The 15,509-nt window shown below is 43.8% G+C and carries 16 protein-coding genes; 5 read left to right on the top strand and 11 right to left on the bottom strand.

The genetic code is table 11. The features are described 5' to 3' along the window. Positions 1–3: 3 nt before the first annotated feature. The 3 genes from AAGA18_04335 to gndA all read right to left on the bottom strand — a co-directional run bounded on the left by AAGA18_04335 (position 4) and on the right by gndA (position 3,907). A complete protein-coding gene (locus tag AAGA18_04335) occupies positions 4–705 on the bottom strand; it encodes an FkbM family methyltransferase (GenBank protein ID MEM9444561.1) in 702 nt (233 codons plus the stop codon). A gap of 56 nt (positions 706–761) precedes the next feature. Continuing rightward, positions 762–1,622, bottom strand: coding sequence for a formyltetrahydrofolate deformylase (purU, locus tag AAGA18_04330; protein MEM9444560.1), 861 nt, complete (start codon positions 1,620–1,622; stop codon positions 762–764). 782 nt (positions 1,623–2,404) lie between these two features. After that, entirely contained in the window at positions 2,405–3,907 is a 1,503-nt protein-coding gene (gene gndA, locus AAGA18_04325) for an NADP-dependent phosphogluconate dehydrogenase (GenBank protein MEM9444559.1), read from the bottom strand. Between the two features lie 185 nt (positions 3,908–4,092). Here gndA and AAGA18_04320 point away from each other — a divergent pair, with 185 nt between their 5' ends. After that, entirely contained in the window at positions 4,093–5,040 is a 948-nt protein-coding gene (locus AAGA18_04320) for a ribose-phosphate pyrophosphokinase (protein MEM9444558.1), read from the top strand. An 11-nt stretch (positions 5,041–5,051) separates the two neighbouring features. Here AAGA18_04320 and tsaE read toward each other — a convergent pair whose 3' ends face one another. The 3 genes from tsaE to AAGA18_04305 are packed head-to-tail and all read right to left on the bottom strand — an operon-like array spanning position 5,052 to position 6,831. Then, the gene (gene tsaE, locus AAGA18_04315) at positions 5,052–5,483 is read right to left on the bottom strand and encodes a tRNA (adenosine(37)-N6)-threonylcarbamoyltransferase complex ATPase subunit type 1 TsaE (protein ID MEM9444557.1); all 432 of its coding nucleotides are present in this window, start codon (positions 5,481–5,483) and stop codon (positions 5,052–5,054) included. Positions 5,484–5,498: 15 nt separating this feature from the next. Continuing rightward, positions 5,499–6,401 carry a thiamine-phosphate kinase gene (locus AAGA18_04310; protein MEM9444556.1) on the bottom strand — a complete coding sequence of 301 codons (903 nt, stop codon included), beginning with the start codon at positions 6,399–6,401 and terminating at the stop codon, positions 5,499–5,501. Further along, positions 6,367–6,831, bottom strand: a complete 465-nt coding sequence (locus AAGA18_04305) for a metallophosphoesterase family protein (GenBank protein ID MEM9444555.1) — start codon at positions 6,829–6,831, stop codon at positions 6,367–6,369. The genes AAGA18_04310 and AAGA18_04305 overlap by 35 nt, the downstream gene beginning before the upstream one ends. A gap of 136 nt (positions 6,832–6,967) precedes the next feature. Here AAGA18_04305 and AAGA18_04300 point away from each other — a divergent pair, with 136 nt between their 5' ends. From AAGA18_04300 to AAGA18_04285, 4 genes are all read left to right on the top strand, one after another. Further along, positions 6,968–7,333, top strand: coding sequence for a hypothetical protein (locus AAGA18_04300; protein ID MEM9444554.1), 366 nt, complete (start codon positions 6,968–6,970; stop codon positions 7,331–7,333). Between the two features lie 13 nt (positions 7,334–7,346). After that, complete coding sequence (locus AAGA18_04295; protein MEM9444553.1) at positions 7,347–8,312, top strand: VWA domain-containing protein; 966 nt, start codon at positions 7,347–7,349, stop codon at positions 8,310–8,312. A 157-nt stretch (positions 8,313–8,469) separates the two neighbouring features. Then, positions 8,470–8,694 carry a hypothetical protein gene (locus tag AAGA18_04290; GenBank protein ID MEM9444552.1) on the top strand — a complete coding sequence of 75 codons (225 nt, stop codon included), beginning with the start codon at positions 8,470–8,472 and terminating at the stop codon, positions 8,692–8,694. A 102-nt stretch (positions 8,695–8,796) separates the two neighbouring features. Further along, on the top strand, positions 8,797–9,633 hold the full coding sequence (locus tag AAGA18_04285; GenBank protein MEM9444551.1) for an MqnA/MqnD/SBP family protein: 837 nt from the start codon (positions 8,797–8,799) through the stop codon (positions 9,631–9,633). A 26-nt stretch (positions 9,634–9,659) separates the two neighbouring features. On the opposite strand, the gene AAGA18_04280 is transcribed toward AAGA18_04285, so the two are convergent. The 5 genes from AAGA18_04280 to AAGA18_04260 are packed head-to-tail and all read right to left on the bottom strand — an operon-like array spanning position 9,660 to position 15,492. Continuing rightward, positions 9,660–11,120, bottom strand: coding sequence for an aldehyde dehydrogenase family protein (locus tag AAGA18_04280; GenBank protein MEM9444550.1), 1,461 nt, complete (start codon positions 11,118–11,120; stop codon positions 9,660–9,662). Between the two features lie 12 nt (positions 11,121–11,132). Beyond that, positions 11,133–12,194, bottom strand: coding sequence for a hypothetical protein (locus AAGA18_04275; GenBank protein ID MEM9444549.1), 1,062 nt, complete (start codon positions 12,192–12,194; stop codon positions 11,133–11,135). A 17-nt stretch (positions 12,195–12,211) separates the two neighbouring features. Further along, positions 12,212–13,708 (bottom strand): sodium:solute symporter family protein, encoded by a 1,497-nt coding sequence (locus AAGA18_04270; protein ID MEM9444548.1) that lies wholly within the window; start codon positions 13,706–13,708, stop codon positions 12,212–12,214. Between the two features lie 23 nt (positions 13,709–13,731). Further along, entirely contained in the window at positions 13,732–13,938 is a 207-nt protein-coding gene (locus AAGA18_04265; protein ID MEM9444547.1) for a DUF3311 domain-containing protein, read from the bottom strand. A gap of 24 nt (positions 13,939–13,962) precedes the next feature. Further along, positions 13,963–15,492 carry a PQQ-binding-like beta-propeller repeat protein gene (locus AAGA18_04260; protein MEM9444546.1) on the bottom strand — a complete coding sequence of 510 codons (1,530 nt, stop codon included), beginning with the start codon at positions 15,490–15,492 and terminating at the stop codon, positions 13,963–13,965. Between the last annotated feature and the right edge of the window lie 17 nt (positions 15,493–15,509).

Raw genomic sequence — 15,509 nt, 5'->3', positions numbered from 1 at the left:
GACTTATCTAGCACCTAACCATCCGCTAAGACCTAAGATTACGTTACCACCTTTGTGCTGCTCTACTTGAAAATGCCTGGTTGCCTGATAAAAATTACGAGTGCAGCCCATCTTAATACGATCATGTAATTCAATAGCTATTATCCCGACCCGGTTCATCCATTCTGATGGCTCTTGAAAAACTTCCTTCTCAGCACCTTCGACATCTATCTTCAGTAAGCTGGTAAAATCAATATCATGTTCTTGCATGAGTTCCTCCACAGTCCACCCTGACACCTCCTGTATACAGCGCTCGCCGGACTCCTCTGAAATAGGTGCCGTCTGATAGCCCCATTCGTCCAAGCCTGAATCAAAAATACTTAACTTTGTATTTTCATTCCATAAGGCCCCCTGGATAGGCACTATATTTTCATACGGCCCTACGTTCTTTTGAAGAAGCATGTAGTTAGACTGCTCAGGCTCCAAAGCCAATATTCTAGCGCTAGGATAACGAGAAGCAAAGTAGACCGAAGTAAGACCAATATTAGCCCCAGCGTCTATGATGCTCTCAACAGGTCTAAGTGTATCTATTTCATAATGCAAATGCTTAAAAACCTGATCATACACCGCAATGTCTGAAGAATGTAACCTCATATAGAGAGGGTGCTTCAAATCTGGAACATGAACTTTAAACTCTGTCCTCTGATCTAGTAATTCTTCACTCATTACACTTCAAAGATAATTACAAACTACCTAAACTTGCGAGAGCCTGCTCAAGAATCCTAAAACACCACGGTTCGATTATCATAAACTAAAACCCTATGCATTAAGTGGGAGTAGACCGCCTTGGCCAGGACTATTTTCTCCAAATCTTGTCCCTGACGAATCAAATCCTCCACAGAATCTTTATGGCTTACGGTAACCACCCCCTGCTCTATAATTGGACCAGCATCTAAATCCTTTGTCACGTAGTGACTCGTGGCTCCGATTATCTTCACCCCTCTTTCATAAGCCGCATGGTAGGGTCTAGCACCAACAAATGCAGGAAGAAATGAATGGTGAATATTAATAATTTGATTAGGAAATGTTTCCACAAACTCTTGGCCAATAATCTGCATATACCTAGCCAGCACTACAACATCTACCTGGTGCTCTTTCAATAGGGTTAGTTGCTTCTTTTCCTGCTCGACCTTATTATCCTTGGTAATTGGAATATGATAAAAAGGAATCTCAAAACCCTTGGCTACTTTTTCTAAGCCAGGATGGTTAGAAATAATAAGCGAGACATCCACCTGCCATTCTCGATCCTGACAACGAGCTAATAAGTCGTAGAGACAGTGCGAGAACTTAGACACAAATATCGCCATCCGAGATCTCTGTTCAGAATAAAAAAGGCGCCAGGACATAGCAAACTTACGCCCAATTTCTAAATCAAAACACGTCTCAATTTCTCCAGGTTTAAGGTCAAAACGCGATAATTCCCACTCAGCTCGCATAAAAAACACACCTTTCTGGCGGTCCACATGTTGGTCTAAATGAAGGATATTCCCACCATGCCGGTTGATAAAATCGGCGACAGTGGCCACTAGCCCTCTCTGGTCCCTACAATGTATCAATAAAATTGCCGACTCGTTAGCACTCACTTTTTCAGCCTATTCTTATTGCCCTAGTAATCAAGATACAAACATCAGGTGAAAAAAATTGCAGGGGGCGAACAACGCTTTGCACGTCATTGGCCCCCTGCGAGGTGTTGTTGCCTTGCTATGTTGGGTAGGTAAATCTTTTCTACTATTAAATACTATATTTTCAATAAATCGATTACTTAACTTAAGATTAATCAGGATCATCTATAATTTCAATAAAAATAACAAGAATCTGAAAATAATTAAATCTTAGATCCAGAAACACTCTCCATTTAGAGAACTTTTTTATGAAATTAACCTAGATTGTGTTATTTCTGGCAAAAGACCATGGGTTAACGAATCAACCTGATGCCTTACAACCGCATTAGCCACATCCATTGCTTATGCTCAGATTTACATAACTAGACCCTGCCTAGGAGACAACACCATAGCAATAGCATTCCTTTATCTCTTGCCTCAACTCCATTTACTATGAAAGATAAAAAATAAATATGGAGTTCGATAATCCAGATACAGCTTGGCGCAGTACTACATTCTCCTGGCTACGCCGCCAGGAATTGATCAACGTATCCAGCAACAAAAACAAGAAGAAGTATTACCCCTTTTAGCCTTCCTTCATTTTCATTATCTAGTAGTTAGAACAGTTATTTGATTAAACAAGGATAGACAAGCGATTTGTGATTATATTTTTTCGACAACGTCTAAAATATAAATTTTCAGACAAAATAGAGGATCTATAGGCCCATAAATCCTCTATTATTAAGTAAAAAAGTAACGGCTATTTAAGCTTCGTATTGCTTCTTATCCCCTACCCAATCGAGGTGGAAGAACTTACCTACTGGTTGATCAACCCGCTCGTAGGTATGCGAACCAAAATAATCGCGCTGCGCTTGCAACAGATTAGCTGGCAAGCGTTCACTGCGATAGCTATCAAAGTATGCCAGTGAGGCTGCGTAAGCTGGAATTGGTATTCCCGACAAAGCAGCTTGAGAAACAATCATTCTCCAGTTCTTCTGGGTCTTTGCGATAATATTCTTGAAATAGGGATCTAGAAGCAAATTCGGAAGACTGGAATCCTTATCAAATGCATCTTTAATACGCTGCAAAAAACGAGCGCGGATGATACATCCGCCACGCCAAATCATCGCAATATCTCCGAATTTCAAATTCCAATTCTCCTGCTCGGACTTCGCCTGCATCAAGGCAAAGCCTTGCGCATAAGAACAAATTTTAGAGGCGTAGAGAGAATCCCTAACGGCTTCGATAAACAGCTCTTTACCCATGCTCAAATCGATTTTGGTGTCAGGACCATCCAAAATTTTAGCTGCAATGACCCGCTCCTCTTTAATCGCCGAAATACAGCGTGCAAAAACAGCCTCTGACATCGTTGAAGTGGGAATTCCCTCCTCTAGCGAGGACATGATAGTCCATTTCCCTGTGCCTTTTTGTCCAGCGCGATCCATAATCACATCTACCATGGGCTGACCGGTTCCTTGGTCCTTAAAGCCTAAGATATTGCCCGTGATTTCCACTAGGAAAGAATCAAGATCCCCTGTGTTCCATTCCTTGAAAATAGACTCGATCTCTTCAACTTCGAGTTGCGCACCGTAACGCAAAATATTATAAGCCTCGCAAATCAACTGCATGTCACCATACTCAATGCCGTTATGTACCATTTTAACATAATGACCGGCGCCATCTGGTCCAATGTAAGCAGTGCAAGGCACACCACCCGTGACAGGCTTGCCTGGGGCGGCTCCTTCCAATGGTTTTCCGGTGGCAGCATCCACCTTAGCGGCAATCGCCGTCCAAATGGGCTCCAACTCTTTCCAAGAAGATTGATCTCCACCAGGCATCAACGACGGACCAAAACGAGCACCTTCTTCACCTCCAGATACTCCAGAACCAACAAATAGGAAACCCTTTTCCTTAAGATCCTTTTCCCGACGAATCGTGTCGGTCCAAAGAGCATTCCCTCCATCAATGATAATATCTCCCTTATCTAAATGCGGAAGCAAGCTCTCTATGACAGCATCAGTAGGACCACCAGCTTTCACTAAGATGATGATCTTCCTGGGACTTTTCAGTGAAGCAACAAACTTCTCTAGTGTAGGGCACCCTTCAAGACCACCCGGCGTGTCAGGGTTAGCTTCTACAAATTCCTGTGTCTTCGACGCAGTCCGATTATAGACCGAAATTTTAAAACCATGGTCGGCTATGTTTAAGGCCAAATTCTGCCCCATCACAGCTAAGCCGACCAATCCGATATCTGAATTAACACTCATACGACGAGCATTTCATAGATTTACCTAACAAATGACAATCTTAATATATCCATAGCACGTAGATTTAATCATTATGCTCTCCTGAGTTGAGAATTTCGCCTCCCTCGAGGCCATTTCATTGATTTTTGACCATTTAATGACTTTTTACCTTGCCCAGCTTGGTTTTTGAAATGATTATCTGATCCGTGGTAGAGTCATTTGGTAAGCAACTTCAAATTTTTAGTGGATCCGCAAATAAAGAGCTTGCTGCTGAAATAGCTAAGTACATCGAAATACCCCTTGGATCTGCGGACGTCTCTTCTTTCCCAGATGGTGAAAGCTTTGTCCAATACCAAGATAATATTCGAGGGAACGATATTTTCATTATTCAGCCGACATGTCCCCCAACAAATCACCACCTGATGGAGCTTTTCATCATGATTGATGCAGCCAGGCGGGCAAGCGCCCAACGCATCACTGCGGTCATGCCATTTTATGGTTATGCTAGACAAGACCGTAAAGACAAACCACGCGTCCCTATTACGGCTAAATTAATCGCTAACCTCCTTACTTCTGCTGGTGCTCACCGGGTCCTCACCATGGACCTACATGCCCAGCAGATTCAGGGCTTTTTTGACATCCCGGTAGACCACCTCTACGCAGCTCCAGTCTTTTACGACTACCTCAAGAAGAGATCTGTCGATAACTTGATCGTAGTATCTCCAGATGTGGGTGGTATGAAAATGGCACAAGCCTACTCGCAGGCTTTAGGAACAGGCCTGGCGATTATTGCGAAACGTCGTGTAAGTGCAACCGAAATCGAGTCCCAGTACGTGGTAGGTGATGTAAAAGACAAAAATGTACTCATCGTCGATGACATGACTGAAACAGCAGGCACCCTAACATCTGCTGCTAAAATTCTTCGCCAAGCAGGCGCAAAAGACATATACGCTGGTGTCTCTCACTCTATATTCAACGATTTGGCTATAGAACGCTTGAGGAACTCCGACATTGCGGAACTCATCACTACAAACTCCACGCCTATCACAAAAATCGATGGGGTACCACTGATAGTACTTAGTATCGCTGAATTATTAGGAGAAGCTATTAAGCGCATCCACTCCGGTGAATCCATTTCGGTTCTATTCAGTTAGCAAACGAATTCCTACATCCTCACAAAGATCTTCCGACTTTCTTCGGAAACTCGTTCGATTTCTACTACTAGCGTTTCTGCAGGCCAATATCCCAGATACCGTTCTGGCCATTCTACTAGGGTAACCCCATCGCAACTTGGCAACTGCTCTGGCAAATCCAAAACTGACCAATCTACCCCCTCAGATAGCCGATACAAATCCCAGTGATAGATGGGCAACCTGCCGCCGGGGTACTCATTCAACAGAGCAAAGCTAGGACTTGTCACCAACTCTCCGCTCCCCATTCCTTGAGCAAAGCCTTTTACCCATTCTGTTTTACCGGAACCTAAATCCCCCTTTAGCTGTACCACTCCACCTAGCGGCATTCCTTTCGCTATGTTTATTGCATGGTCTCGAGTCTCTTGTGGACTCTGGCTAAATAACTCTTGACTTAATTGATCCATCGCAACTCCACTACTTTATAGGAAATGGTCAAAACCCTGCATCTCTAGCCCATGTGTCTTATTCATTTTAGTTTTCAGAACCATTTGCCCAATCTCAGTGAGTCTTGTTGTAAAAGGCCAAACCGCTCGCAACTTTTCCACCTTAACCTCAGGCACAGCCAGAAGGAGCTCGTAATCCTCTCCATCGTTCACTGCCTGACTGGCATTTATACCGCGATACCTTGGCAATAGCGTGGGTTCCACTTCGTATGATAAACCGGATGCTAGAGCCATGCGTGGCAAATCCTTTCCCAAGCCATCACTCAGATCCATCATCGCAGAGGCCATCCTTTTTTCGGCTAGCCAACGTCCCTCTTTCACTCGGGGCACAAAACGCAAATGCCTTTTGGGGAATGAGCCTCCTAGCCGGCCTGTCACAAATAACCTATCACCTGCCCCAGCAGTACTACGCAAAACAGCTCTACCCTTTTTAACTTTACCTATTCCGCAAACATTGACCCATAGATCAGAGCACCGCGTTGTCTCTCCGCCTACTAGTTGCACACTATATTTATCTGCTAGCCTCCCCATCCCTCTATAAAGCCTTCTAATGTAAGATGGTTCGATCTCCTTGGGAATACCTATTGAAACCATTACACTTTGTAACTGCCCACCCATGGCAGCGAAGTCACTCAGGACCCTTCCCAGTGCTTTATAACCCACTTTAGATGGCGCGTCTTCTTGATTAAAATGCCTTCCACAAACCACAGCGTCCGTCTTTAGAAGAGCATCGAATCCTCTTTTCGAACCAGGTAGAACGGCGCAATCGTCGCCTATGTAACTCAAGGCCTCTTTACTCCAAGCTCTGACCCATCCCCGGACTGTTGCATCCTCATCCATTGAGTTAGATGGGTATGATACGCCACTCCATTGTGCCATCGGGCTTTGTTTCAATTTCCGCCATGCTTGGGGGAGCCCCCTTATTAGGCTTACCTATTGTCCCGGGATTTAAAAAACGGACGCCTTCTATCATTTCATCTCTTGGAACATGCGTGTGCCCATGCAGCAAACAATCAACGGGCTCTGAACAAGTATCAGGCGGTATATGCACTAGTAAAAATTTAAACCCCTCAATTTCTTCGGTGAGTGTGATCGGCCACTCCGAATTAAAATCGCAATTCCCCCGAACCACTTTGAGAGGTTTCTCCAGTGCAAGAATGTCATCTAATACGCCAGCATCGCACACATCTCCCAGATGCCATATGAGATCCACATCTTCTAGATGCCATATGAGATCCACATCTTCTAGATGCTCCAATATCTTATCAGGCACTTTATTGTGCGAGTCAGAAATAACGCCTATTTTCATATCTTTGATGATGAAATTACTATAAGCCTATAAGCATACTTCTATAGGTCAAATCATTGCACCTACGCTTAAAAAACGCTATGTACAGATAGATTAAATTACGCTATATAGTAATTTGAGGTAACTCTGCACCACCATGAACGAAACAGACGGATTTGAAATAGTATTTACGCCTGTAAGCTCGGCTGAGATTTCTAGCTTGCCCAAGAAGCTACAGCTTGAAATTTTGGAGCAATTCAATGTCCTACAACCGAACTTCGTAGAAGAAAGCCCTGAGACCTTCGGTCGTATGACCAAAGACACAAGATCTATCTACAGGTATCGGGCAGAGGACTACCGAATCTATTTTGAAAAAAAAGATGATGGCCTTATCATACACCGCGTCATTCACAAAAACACACTGAAGGATTTTCTCTTCCGGTCGAATGTACCCATTGCGGAGGACGAAGAACTACAAAAAAATCCAAACTTCTGGGCCATGATTGATCAACCCGGAAACTGAGAGGTCAGTCAGCATGTTTAGCCTCTCAGACTTTAAGAAACGTGTGAAAGATAAGACCTTTTGGTTAGTATTCGGAGCAAGCTTGGGGGCACACATTTTGATTGTATTTGCGCTTCAAAGCTGGATTCTCTTTTCTCACACTAAGCCTGCAGAACTTGCCCCCAATTTTATTGCCTTTTCTATACCCGAACAAAAAAATGCTACAGGAAAAGTCATCAGAGAGGCTGAGCAACTCTTTACTGTCTCAACTCGATTTGAAGTCGAAGATGTTGCAGATATTGAGCCAGGCACACCAACCTGGGAAGGTAACCCATTTTCAGTTGCAGAACCTCCCATTTCTAATGAAGCTCAGTTAGCTGTAGCAGAATCTCAGGTGGGTATTACACCGCGTAAGGATTTTTTCGGAATTGACATCCATGCCCAAAAAGTCGTCTTTGTTATCGATAGCTCAGGAAGCATGCTTGAGAAGACAGGTCCTCGCTCACGACTCACTCTGGCCTACCAAGGAATTAAAGACGCCGTTAGTGGTTTAAAACCTGAGCAACATTTTAACGTCGTGCTATTCGCTGACCACAACGCCCTTTTCAATAATAGTCTCGTGCCTGCAACTTTTCAAAACAAGGCCAAAGCCTATGCTTTTCTCAATGAAGAAGTCCATGTCGGCGGAACGACCAATCTACAAAACGCCCTCTTCTCTGCCCTACGCATGAATACAGAAGCTATTATTATTCTTTCTGATGGAGAGGCTAACACCGATCCCCAGATTGTCCTAACACAAGTCAGGCATCTTCGATATAAGTTAAACCGTCAGTTGGCCATCTATGCCATCGGTTTTTTTCTCGATCCTCAAAGCCCGGCAGAACACTTTCTTAAAAACCTTACCCATCAAAACAATGGCTCTTATAGCCGTTGGTCAAAGGAAAACCTACCTATCCTGCCCACCAAACTTTCTAGTATAGAAGTGCCTGCGCACCCTTAAAAGGATACTTATTTTCCGAGAAAAAAGTTAAGCTTTAACAATCTGTTTGCTAAGAATAATCTAATTTCTACTTGAGTTCTTACAAAAATAATATCTAATGTATTAGGTAGAATTTAGTTGGTTGCGAAGAATCATCGGGTAACTTGTTGAGATTACTATGAGTCAGATAGCTGATCGTGCTGAAGCTGCACTAAAAATAAAAGCTTCACCTAATCATTATAAGGTTTGCGAATGTTGTGGGTCTATTGTTGTCGCAAAAGCCTACATATGTCCAAACTGTAACGCCTATCGATTTGATGAATCTTCAAGCTCTGTGATTGAACAAGCAGAGTTCTTAGCCAACAGAGATCCTCTTTCTATCGAAAGCAAAGACTATATCTAAGTCTAATTAGAACGCTTATCTATCTACTAGATAAACGCATATTTTACACTTGCCGAAAATTTTCTTTGTAATATCGAGAAACGATTGGATCATTATAGATCGATGAAAATTACTTTAGGCCACAGCCCAGACCCTGATGATGCATTCATGTTTTATGCACTCGCGGAAAATAAGATCAATTCCAATCCCTATGAATTTGAACACATCCTCCAAGACATCCAAACTCTTAACGAACGAGCCCAGCGAGTAGAGCTGGATATCACTGCTGTGTCGATACATGCCTACGCTTCACTTGCCCAAGACTATGCACTTTTAGCTTCGGGAGCCTCTATGGGAGATGGGTACGGCCCTATGATCGTGGGATATGAAAAATTTAACAAAAACGAACTACTTACCAAGAGAATCGCCATTCCCGGCAAAATGACCAGTGCACACTTGGCACTCCAATTATTCCTGGATCAAAGAGATGAAACACTCGATACCATTGTTGTCCCATTTGACGAAATCTTTACGTTTATCAAGGAAGGTCAGGCTGATGTCGGGGTCATCATACACGAAGGACAACTTACTTATGGTGATGAAGGACTAGTGCCCTCTGTGGACTTAGGAGTCTGGTGGAAAGAGGAAAACCAACTTCCATTGCCACTTGGAGGTAATGCGATCCGCCGCAGTATAGGAATGGACCACATCACAGAAATCTCACGTATCCTCAAAGAAAGCATCCAATACGGGCTAGACCATCGAGATGCCGGAGTAGAACATGCTCTTCCTCTCGGCCGTGGACTAGACAAATCCAAGGCAGATCAATTCATCGGCATGTATGTCAATGATTACACCATCGACTATGGAGAAGCAGGCAGACAAGCTGTTCAGCTCTTTCTCGACTTAGGTTACTCCCGAGGTATCCTCCCCGAAAAAATAGAAGTCGAATTCGTTTAGCTGTCAAAATTAAATCCCTTAGGCTACTAAGCGCGCATGAGAGCACGGCGCTTAAATAAGAATTCAAAGAGATTGCCCTCGTGAGGCATTTCCCATTTAACAATACAAGTCGGCATAGGTCCAAAATTGAGCCTGTCTATATGCCGGGTTTGTAAAAGCTCTTTTTTCCAGTGCTCGTCATTCGTTATAGCAGTCGCGACTAAAGTGAAGCCTATGTTATCAATCATTTGAGTCTGAGGCATTTCTACAACACTCACGTATGGAAAGAGAAATTCAGTATTTCCAAGAGGATGTTCCAGGGAATCGCATCGAACAACCGTTGGCAAAAGGTAAGTCATATTTTCTAGTTCGACCTTGCGCGTTCCAGGTCCTCTAAGTTTTGTCGTCAAATCAATTGCACCAGATGTTTCCAAACCTTCATCAATGCTTTGATCAATCCACTCGGCCATAGTTGGATTGGCAAAACCAGCTAGCCCGGCTTCCGGGTCATCCAAAGACTTAGCTTCGATCTTTGCAAAAGCTTCCGCGATGGCTTGAGCAATCTCATCACCATACTTAGGCACCACGATGCATGAAGTATTGATACAACTGCGACCTCCGTTAGCAGCGACTGACTTCACCAAAACATCTAAATAATCCCGCCAATTCTCGATAAGATCCTCCCCAATTAAGATCTTAGAACGTCCTGTGCCGTGAGTCTCAACGTTTGGATTGGATGCATATTTCTTGACAGTCGCATCTCCACCAAAAACGATGGATCTTCCCGATAATTCGACGATGGCTTCACTACCCGCATGGTCCGTGGGATAAAAAGAAAAGACTTCTTTGGGAATACCAGCTTGAACCATGGATTGGATCAGACGATAAGGTGTCCATGGATCTTCACGTCCAGGCTTCAATATAACAGGCACTTTCATGGCTATAGCAGGAATCCAAAGCGCATTCACTCCAGGCGAATTACTTGGAAGAATGACAGCAAGTTCTTCACCCTCTGGATAGATGCATACTGGCACGCCAAGGTGTTCAATCTCATTATTATCAAAAATAGTGAGATCTAAGCCACGACTAAGCCCCTCAATAACACCCTCCACATGTGTGAGCACGTAGTAGACCTTTTCCATGTTAAGAAGGCATAAGCTCTTGGGTAAGCCTGTACTACCAGAGAGCAGCTCAATGTAAGCTTGCGAATCTTGAGCCCCATAGCCCTCGATCTCAATCTCGCCGTTGAGATAAATCTCACCAGCCTGTTTGGTCTTCTCCACAAGCTCTTTCGCCGTAAGACCATTGAAAAAAGTTCTAGGTTTAGCTTTGCCGCGGTTTGACAAAAGCAAGTCTCTTCTGGGAACACCTGCATTAACTTGGCTTACTTCGGCTAGTATTTCACCTGTTCTTACATCTCTGACTTCTGCAACATCTAGACTACTATAGGGAACACCGGACCTTATAGCTTGAAAATGAGGGACTTGCTTACTGGCTTTGGCAATCATATATCTCTTATTTTAATAAACCCCTTCAATGACTTTTTTGGTGGTGGCGCCAAAAGGCCTGACATCACCGACTCCATCCCAAGCGAATTCATGGCAAGGTTCACGTCTGATAGCTTCATCTCTTTCTAAAAAACGTGGCACAAAAAACTCTTTAGTCAACGTGGTCAGTTCCACTCTTCCATAATCGCCATAAGCAACAGTTTCTTTGGTCTTCTCAGGATTTACCACACGCAGAATAGCTCTAGGTTGGGGCGCATAATAAGTGAGGCTATAATTATCCTCAGGAGTCAATTTACGGCTAATGGCTAAACCCATTAAGGTATTACCGTAAGTTGGAGCAAAATTAACTTGGCCCTCCAAGACCTCTTCTATCAAAAAGCGAACATATTGAGGGGTCATAGTTGTTCCACCCGCAAAAACTCCCTTGATGCCCATCCTTGGAAGAGAAACGCGTTCCGCGATTGACTCAAGTAATTTAGGCGTCGTGAAGATAGAACCAATACTGCGCCCCTTAATAATCGTGATGGCTTGATCTACGACGTGCTCTTGGTATTTGCGTGCCATATCATAATGACCTTCACTAATCAAGCGCTTCACCCATCGAGGATCTAAGTCAACAAAGTAACAAGCGCTGCCACGCACATTAGCTAAATGCTCAATCGCTAAGCGCAAGCGTCTAGGTCCAGTAGGCCCAACCATAAGCCAAGACTCTCCTTTAGGGAAAAAATCATCTGAGTAATGATCGGAGAACTCCGAGTAATCTACTTTATAGTCATCCCATCCAACTCTCTGCTTAGGCATACCTGTGGTCCCACCTGTTTCAAAAACATTAAAGGGACGTCCTAGAAAGGCTTTAGGAACAAACTCCTCAGGCTGATGGTCGCGCAGGGTTTCATCAGAAAAGTGATCAAAGCGCATCATGTCTTCATAGGACTTAATCTCTGCAACAGGATCCCAACCCGCTTCCTTTTTCCAATTCAACCAAAAAGGACACCCCGTATCTTCTGAAAAATGCCACTTAATCATTTCTCTGACATACGCATCCAAAACTTGTTTCGCTTTTTCTAAATCCATATCTTTGATTCTCTACCTTATTTTTTGGGGAAAAACTTGCTTAACGTCACTTCACTTGGGGCCCTAGTAAAAAGGGATACAACTACTATAGTCAGGAGACATGCTAGAAAGATAAAAGCCACCGGCTGTGCCCCAAGCACTAGAAATCCTCTCTCTTTACCAAAATCCGAAGCAGCAAAAAGACCGAACCAAACTGAAGCCGTCACTAAAACCGCAGCAATAGCTGCAGTTTTGGTTACTCGCTTCCAATAGACCGCCGCCAAAACCAATGGAAACAGAGAAGCAAAACCACTAAAACACCAAACACCCAGTGAAAAAACAGCTCTCGGTTCTAGCAAGCTAAGTCCATAAGTCACTAAGACAATAAGTATCACAAAACCCCTAGCCATCCACATAATTTGTCGATCAGTAAATCTATCCTTACCAAACTTGTGCACGACCACATCTTGGGTAAACATTGTTCCCAAACAGACGAATTGAGAATCCAACGAAGACATAATAGCTGCTAAAACTCCAGCCGTCACTAGCCCACCCATAATAGGACCAGCGAATTTACCGACCATCATGCCCAATACGGCATTGCTACTTGGAGCATTTGGGAATACACCCGTCGCCCACATACCGATCAAAATACAAGGCACCCAAGTAAGCATGATAAAAATTGGATGTGCCACCAAAGTAAGATGAAAGCTCTTAGCAGACTTGGCGGTTAGCCAATGCTGAAACAAGTGGGGAAACATCCCGACTGACAATGGAATGAAACCATAACTAAAGAATTCCAATTGGGTCATTCGTCCTTCTCTCACCATGGACTCCCGAGTAGCTTGTGCACTTGCTTCAGCAAAGCCTCCTAGGCCCCGAGAAATTAGAAGAAAGGCAACCACTCCCATGATCATGAACACAATCGTTTGAAAGGTATTAGCCCAAGCAGCACTTCTCACCCCACCAATAAAGATATAAGTTAGCACTACTCCACAAATGACTAACCCTGTTAACCAAGTAGGGATGGACCCACCAGACACTTCAAATAATTCAGGAAAAGCTCCACGAGTCACGCCCTTAACGACCGCACCAGCACCCAATAAACCCACCAGCAAATAAGGTATCACCAAACCTACCAAGATTGGAAAAAGCAAATAACCCAAAGCATTACTCTCGAAGCGATCCCTAAAAAACTGAATCTGCGTCATATAATTATGGCGCTTACCAAAGGACCAGAGTTTCAAGCCCACAAAGAAAAAACATGCAGAGTGAATAAGTCCCGAATAGGAGGCTAGCTTGCCGTAGGTGCCAATTCCTATTCTGTAAGCTTCTCCCGTACTTCCAACCATAGCAAAGGCTGTCATAGTTGTGCCAAAGACAGACATCAGCAACATGAAGCCTCCTATAGATCGGCTCGCGACAAAGTAATCCGAACTCGTTCCACGAAAAAAACGGCCGCTAAAAATACCTAAGGCCAATAAAAGAGCCAAATAACCCGAGATAATCAAGACAGTTGTCTGAGCTGGTGTCATAAAATGCAAATCTGTGCTAACTACTACTGAGATTCATCCTCTCCCAAATCTGGCCAAGCAAACTTAATAGCTAGAGCCCACATGCAACCAGCCACAACAGAATACATAATATGGTAAAAAAGGCCTACAGGAAATACTCCAAAAACGAGTGTGGCATCATCCCAAAACCAAAAATCCTGATGCAAAATGAAAAGCACCACAAGACCAACATATATCATCCAACGCTTCATAAAATTCTCAGACCCTACTTGGACTTACTTCCCGACCGCATAGAGGTGAGTTTGGCTGCAAATGTAAAGCACACCATTCGCCACAATGGGACTGTTATAAATGGGTGCTCCAACATGTGTCTTTCCGAGCAACTTCATTTCTTTACCAGCCTGGAGCACAATCAAATCACCTTCTTCTGTTCCTTGATAAACTTTCCCATCTGCAACCAGTGTTGAACCCCATACACGAGCTTTGGAGTCATAAACCCACTGAGTCTCTCCAGTCTTGGCATCGAGGCAATGAATCTTACCAGCATACTCAGTAATATAAATCAATCCATCAGCAGCAGATGGAGTTGATACGGTACGTGCTACAGTCTTATTCACCCACTTCGCCTTCTCATAGGGTATAGTTCCTTCAAGACTCGGATCTATGCAGCTAATAGCACCAATCCCATCACCATGCTCTGGGTCTTGCCCAATGGCCATATAAACTAAACCTTCATAATAGATAGCGGTAGAAATACATTCACTTGGGCCGTTGAATGTTGCATAACGAATAGGCTCACCATCCTTTTCACGATATCCTGGAGGATTACAATCAAACCTCCAATACTCTTTAAAGACATCGAAATCATCCTCATCTTTTTCCGTCTCTGTGCTAAAGGAGTAGAGCCAGCCATCGCCACCACCCCAGAAAATCATGTCCTTCCCATTGACTTTCCCATAAGCGGGAGATGACCAATTACAATGCAAAATTCTTTTGCTCACACCAGATGCTTCTTCACCCAGCAGTTCTCCAGTCTTTTTATCCAATGAAATGAAGGAAGGTGCTTCCGGGGCAGGTATATTTGTATGGGACCAATCCATCCCATTTGAAGTAGCTGTAAAAACTGTGTCATCGATGATTAGCGGCGAGCAGCTGGAAACATTGTGAGGGAAAACCCCTAGATCATCACGCATGTCATAAAGCCAAATGATGTCTGCATCTTTGTCGCCTACTTGAAGAGGCTCTTTACCAGGGCCAGCCATATACTTGCCTTCATCTTTATAGGGCCCATCGTTCCCGTTCTTCATACCATCTACATCAAGACAAGCCACTTCACCTCTATTTGTAATGAGATAGGCACGATTCCCCTCAACGGCTGGGCTAGAACAAATACCAATAAACTCCCAATCACTTACCTTACCAGCACCAAGTTTGGGAACTGCTAATTGCCAAAGATACTCTCCTGTCTTTTCATCAAAACACATGACTATGCCATGATCTCCCTTAATCTTGGGATCCCTTGGCGACTCATTATTGGTTCCGACAAAAACTTTTCCTCCCGCAACACTCGGGTTACCGTAAGTTTGTGATCCTACCTTGGCTACCCACTTGACCCCTTTGGTAGTCGTAAGATCTATCTCTTCACTACCACTTTTCTTTTTACCTGCATCAAAAGTCACCGGAAGATCTTTGGCCGTAGTAGAAACCATGTTTCGCGTTTCATCCCTTCCCCACATGGGCCAATCTTCAGCGTGTAGAGATTGCGCAATCCAAAGGGCGCAAATGATTTGCATAAATAATCTCATTCTTTTTTCCTTCGCTA

It is taken from the genome of Verrucomicrobiota bacterium (assembly GCA_039192515.1).
Taxonomy (GTDB): domain Bacteria; phylum Verrucomicrobiota; class Verrucomicrobiia; order Methylacidiphilales; family JBCCWR01; genus JBCCWR01.
Note: the sequence above shows the minus strand (reverse complement) of the source record. Positions and strands in the feature narration are given on the sequence as shown.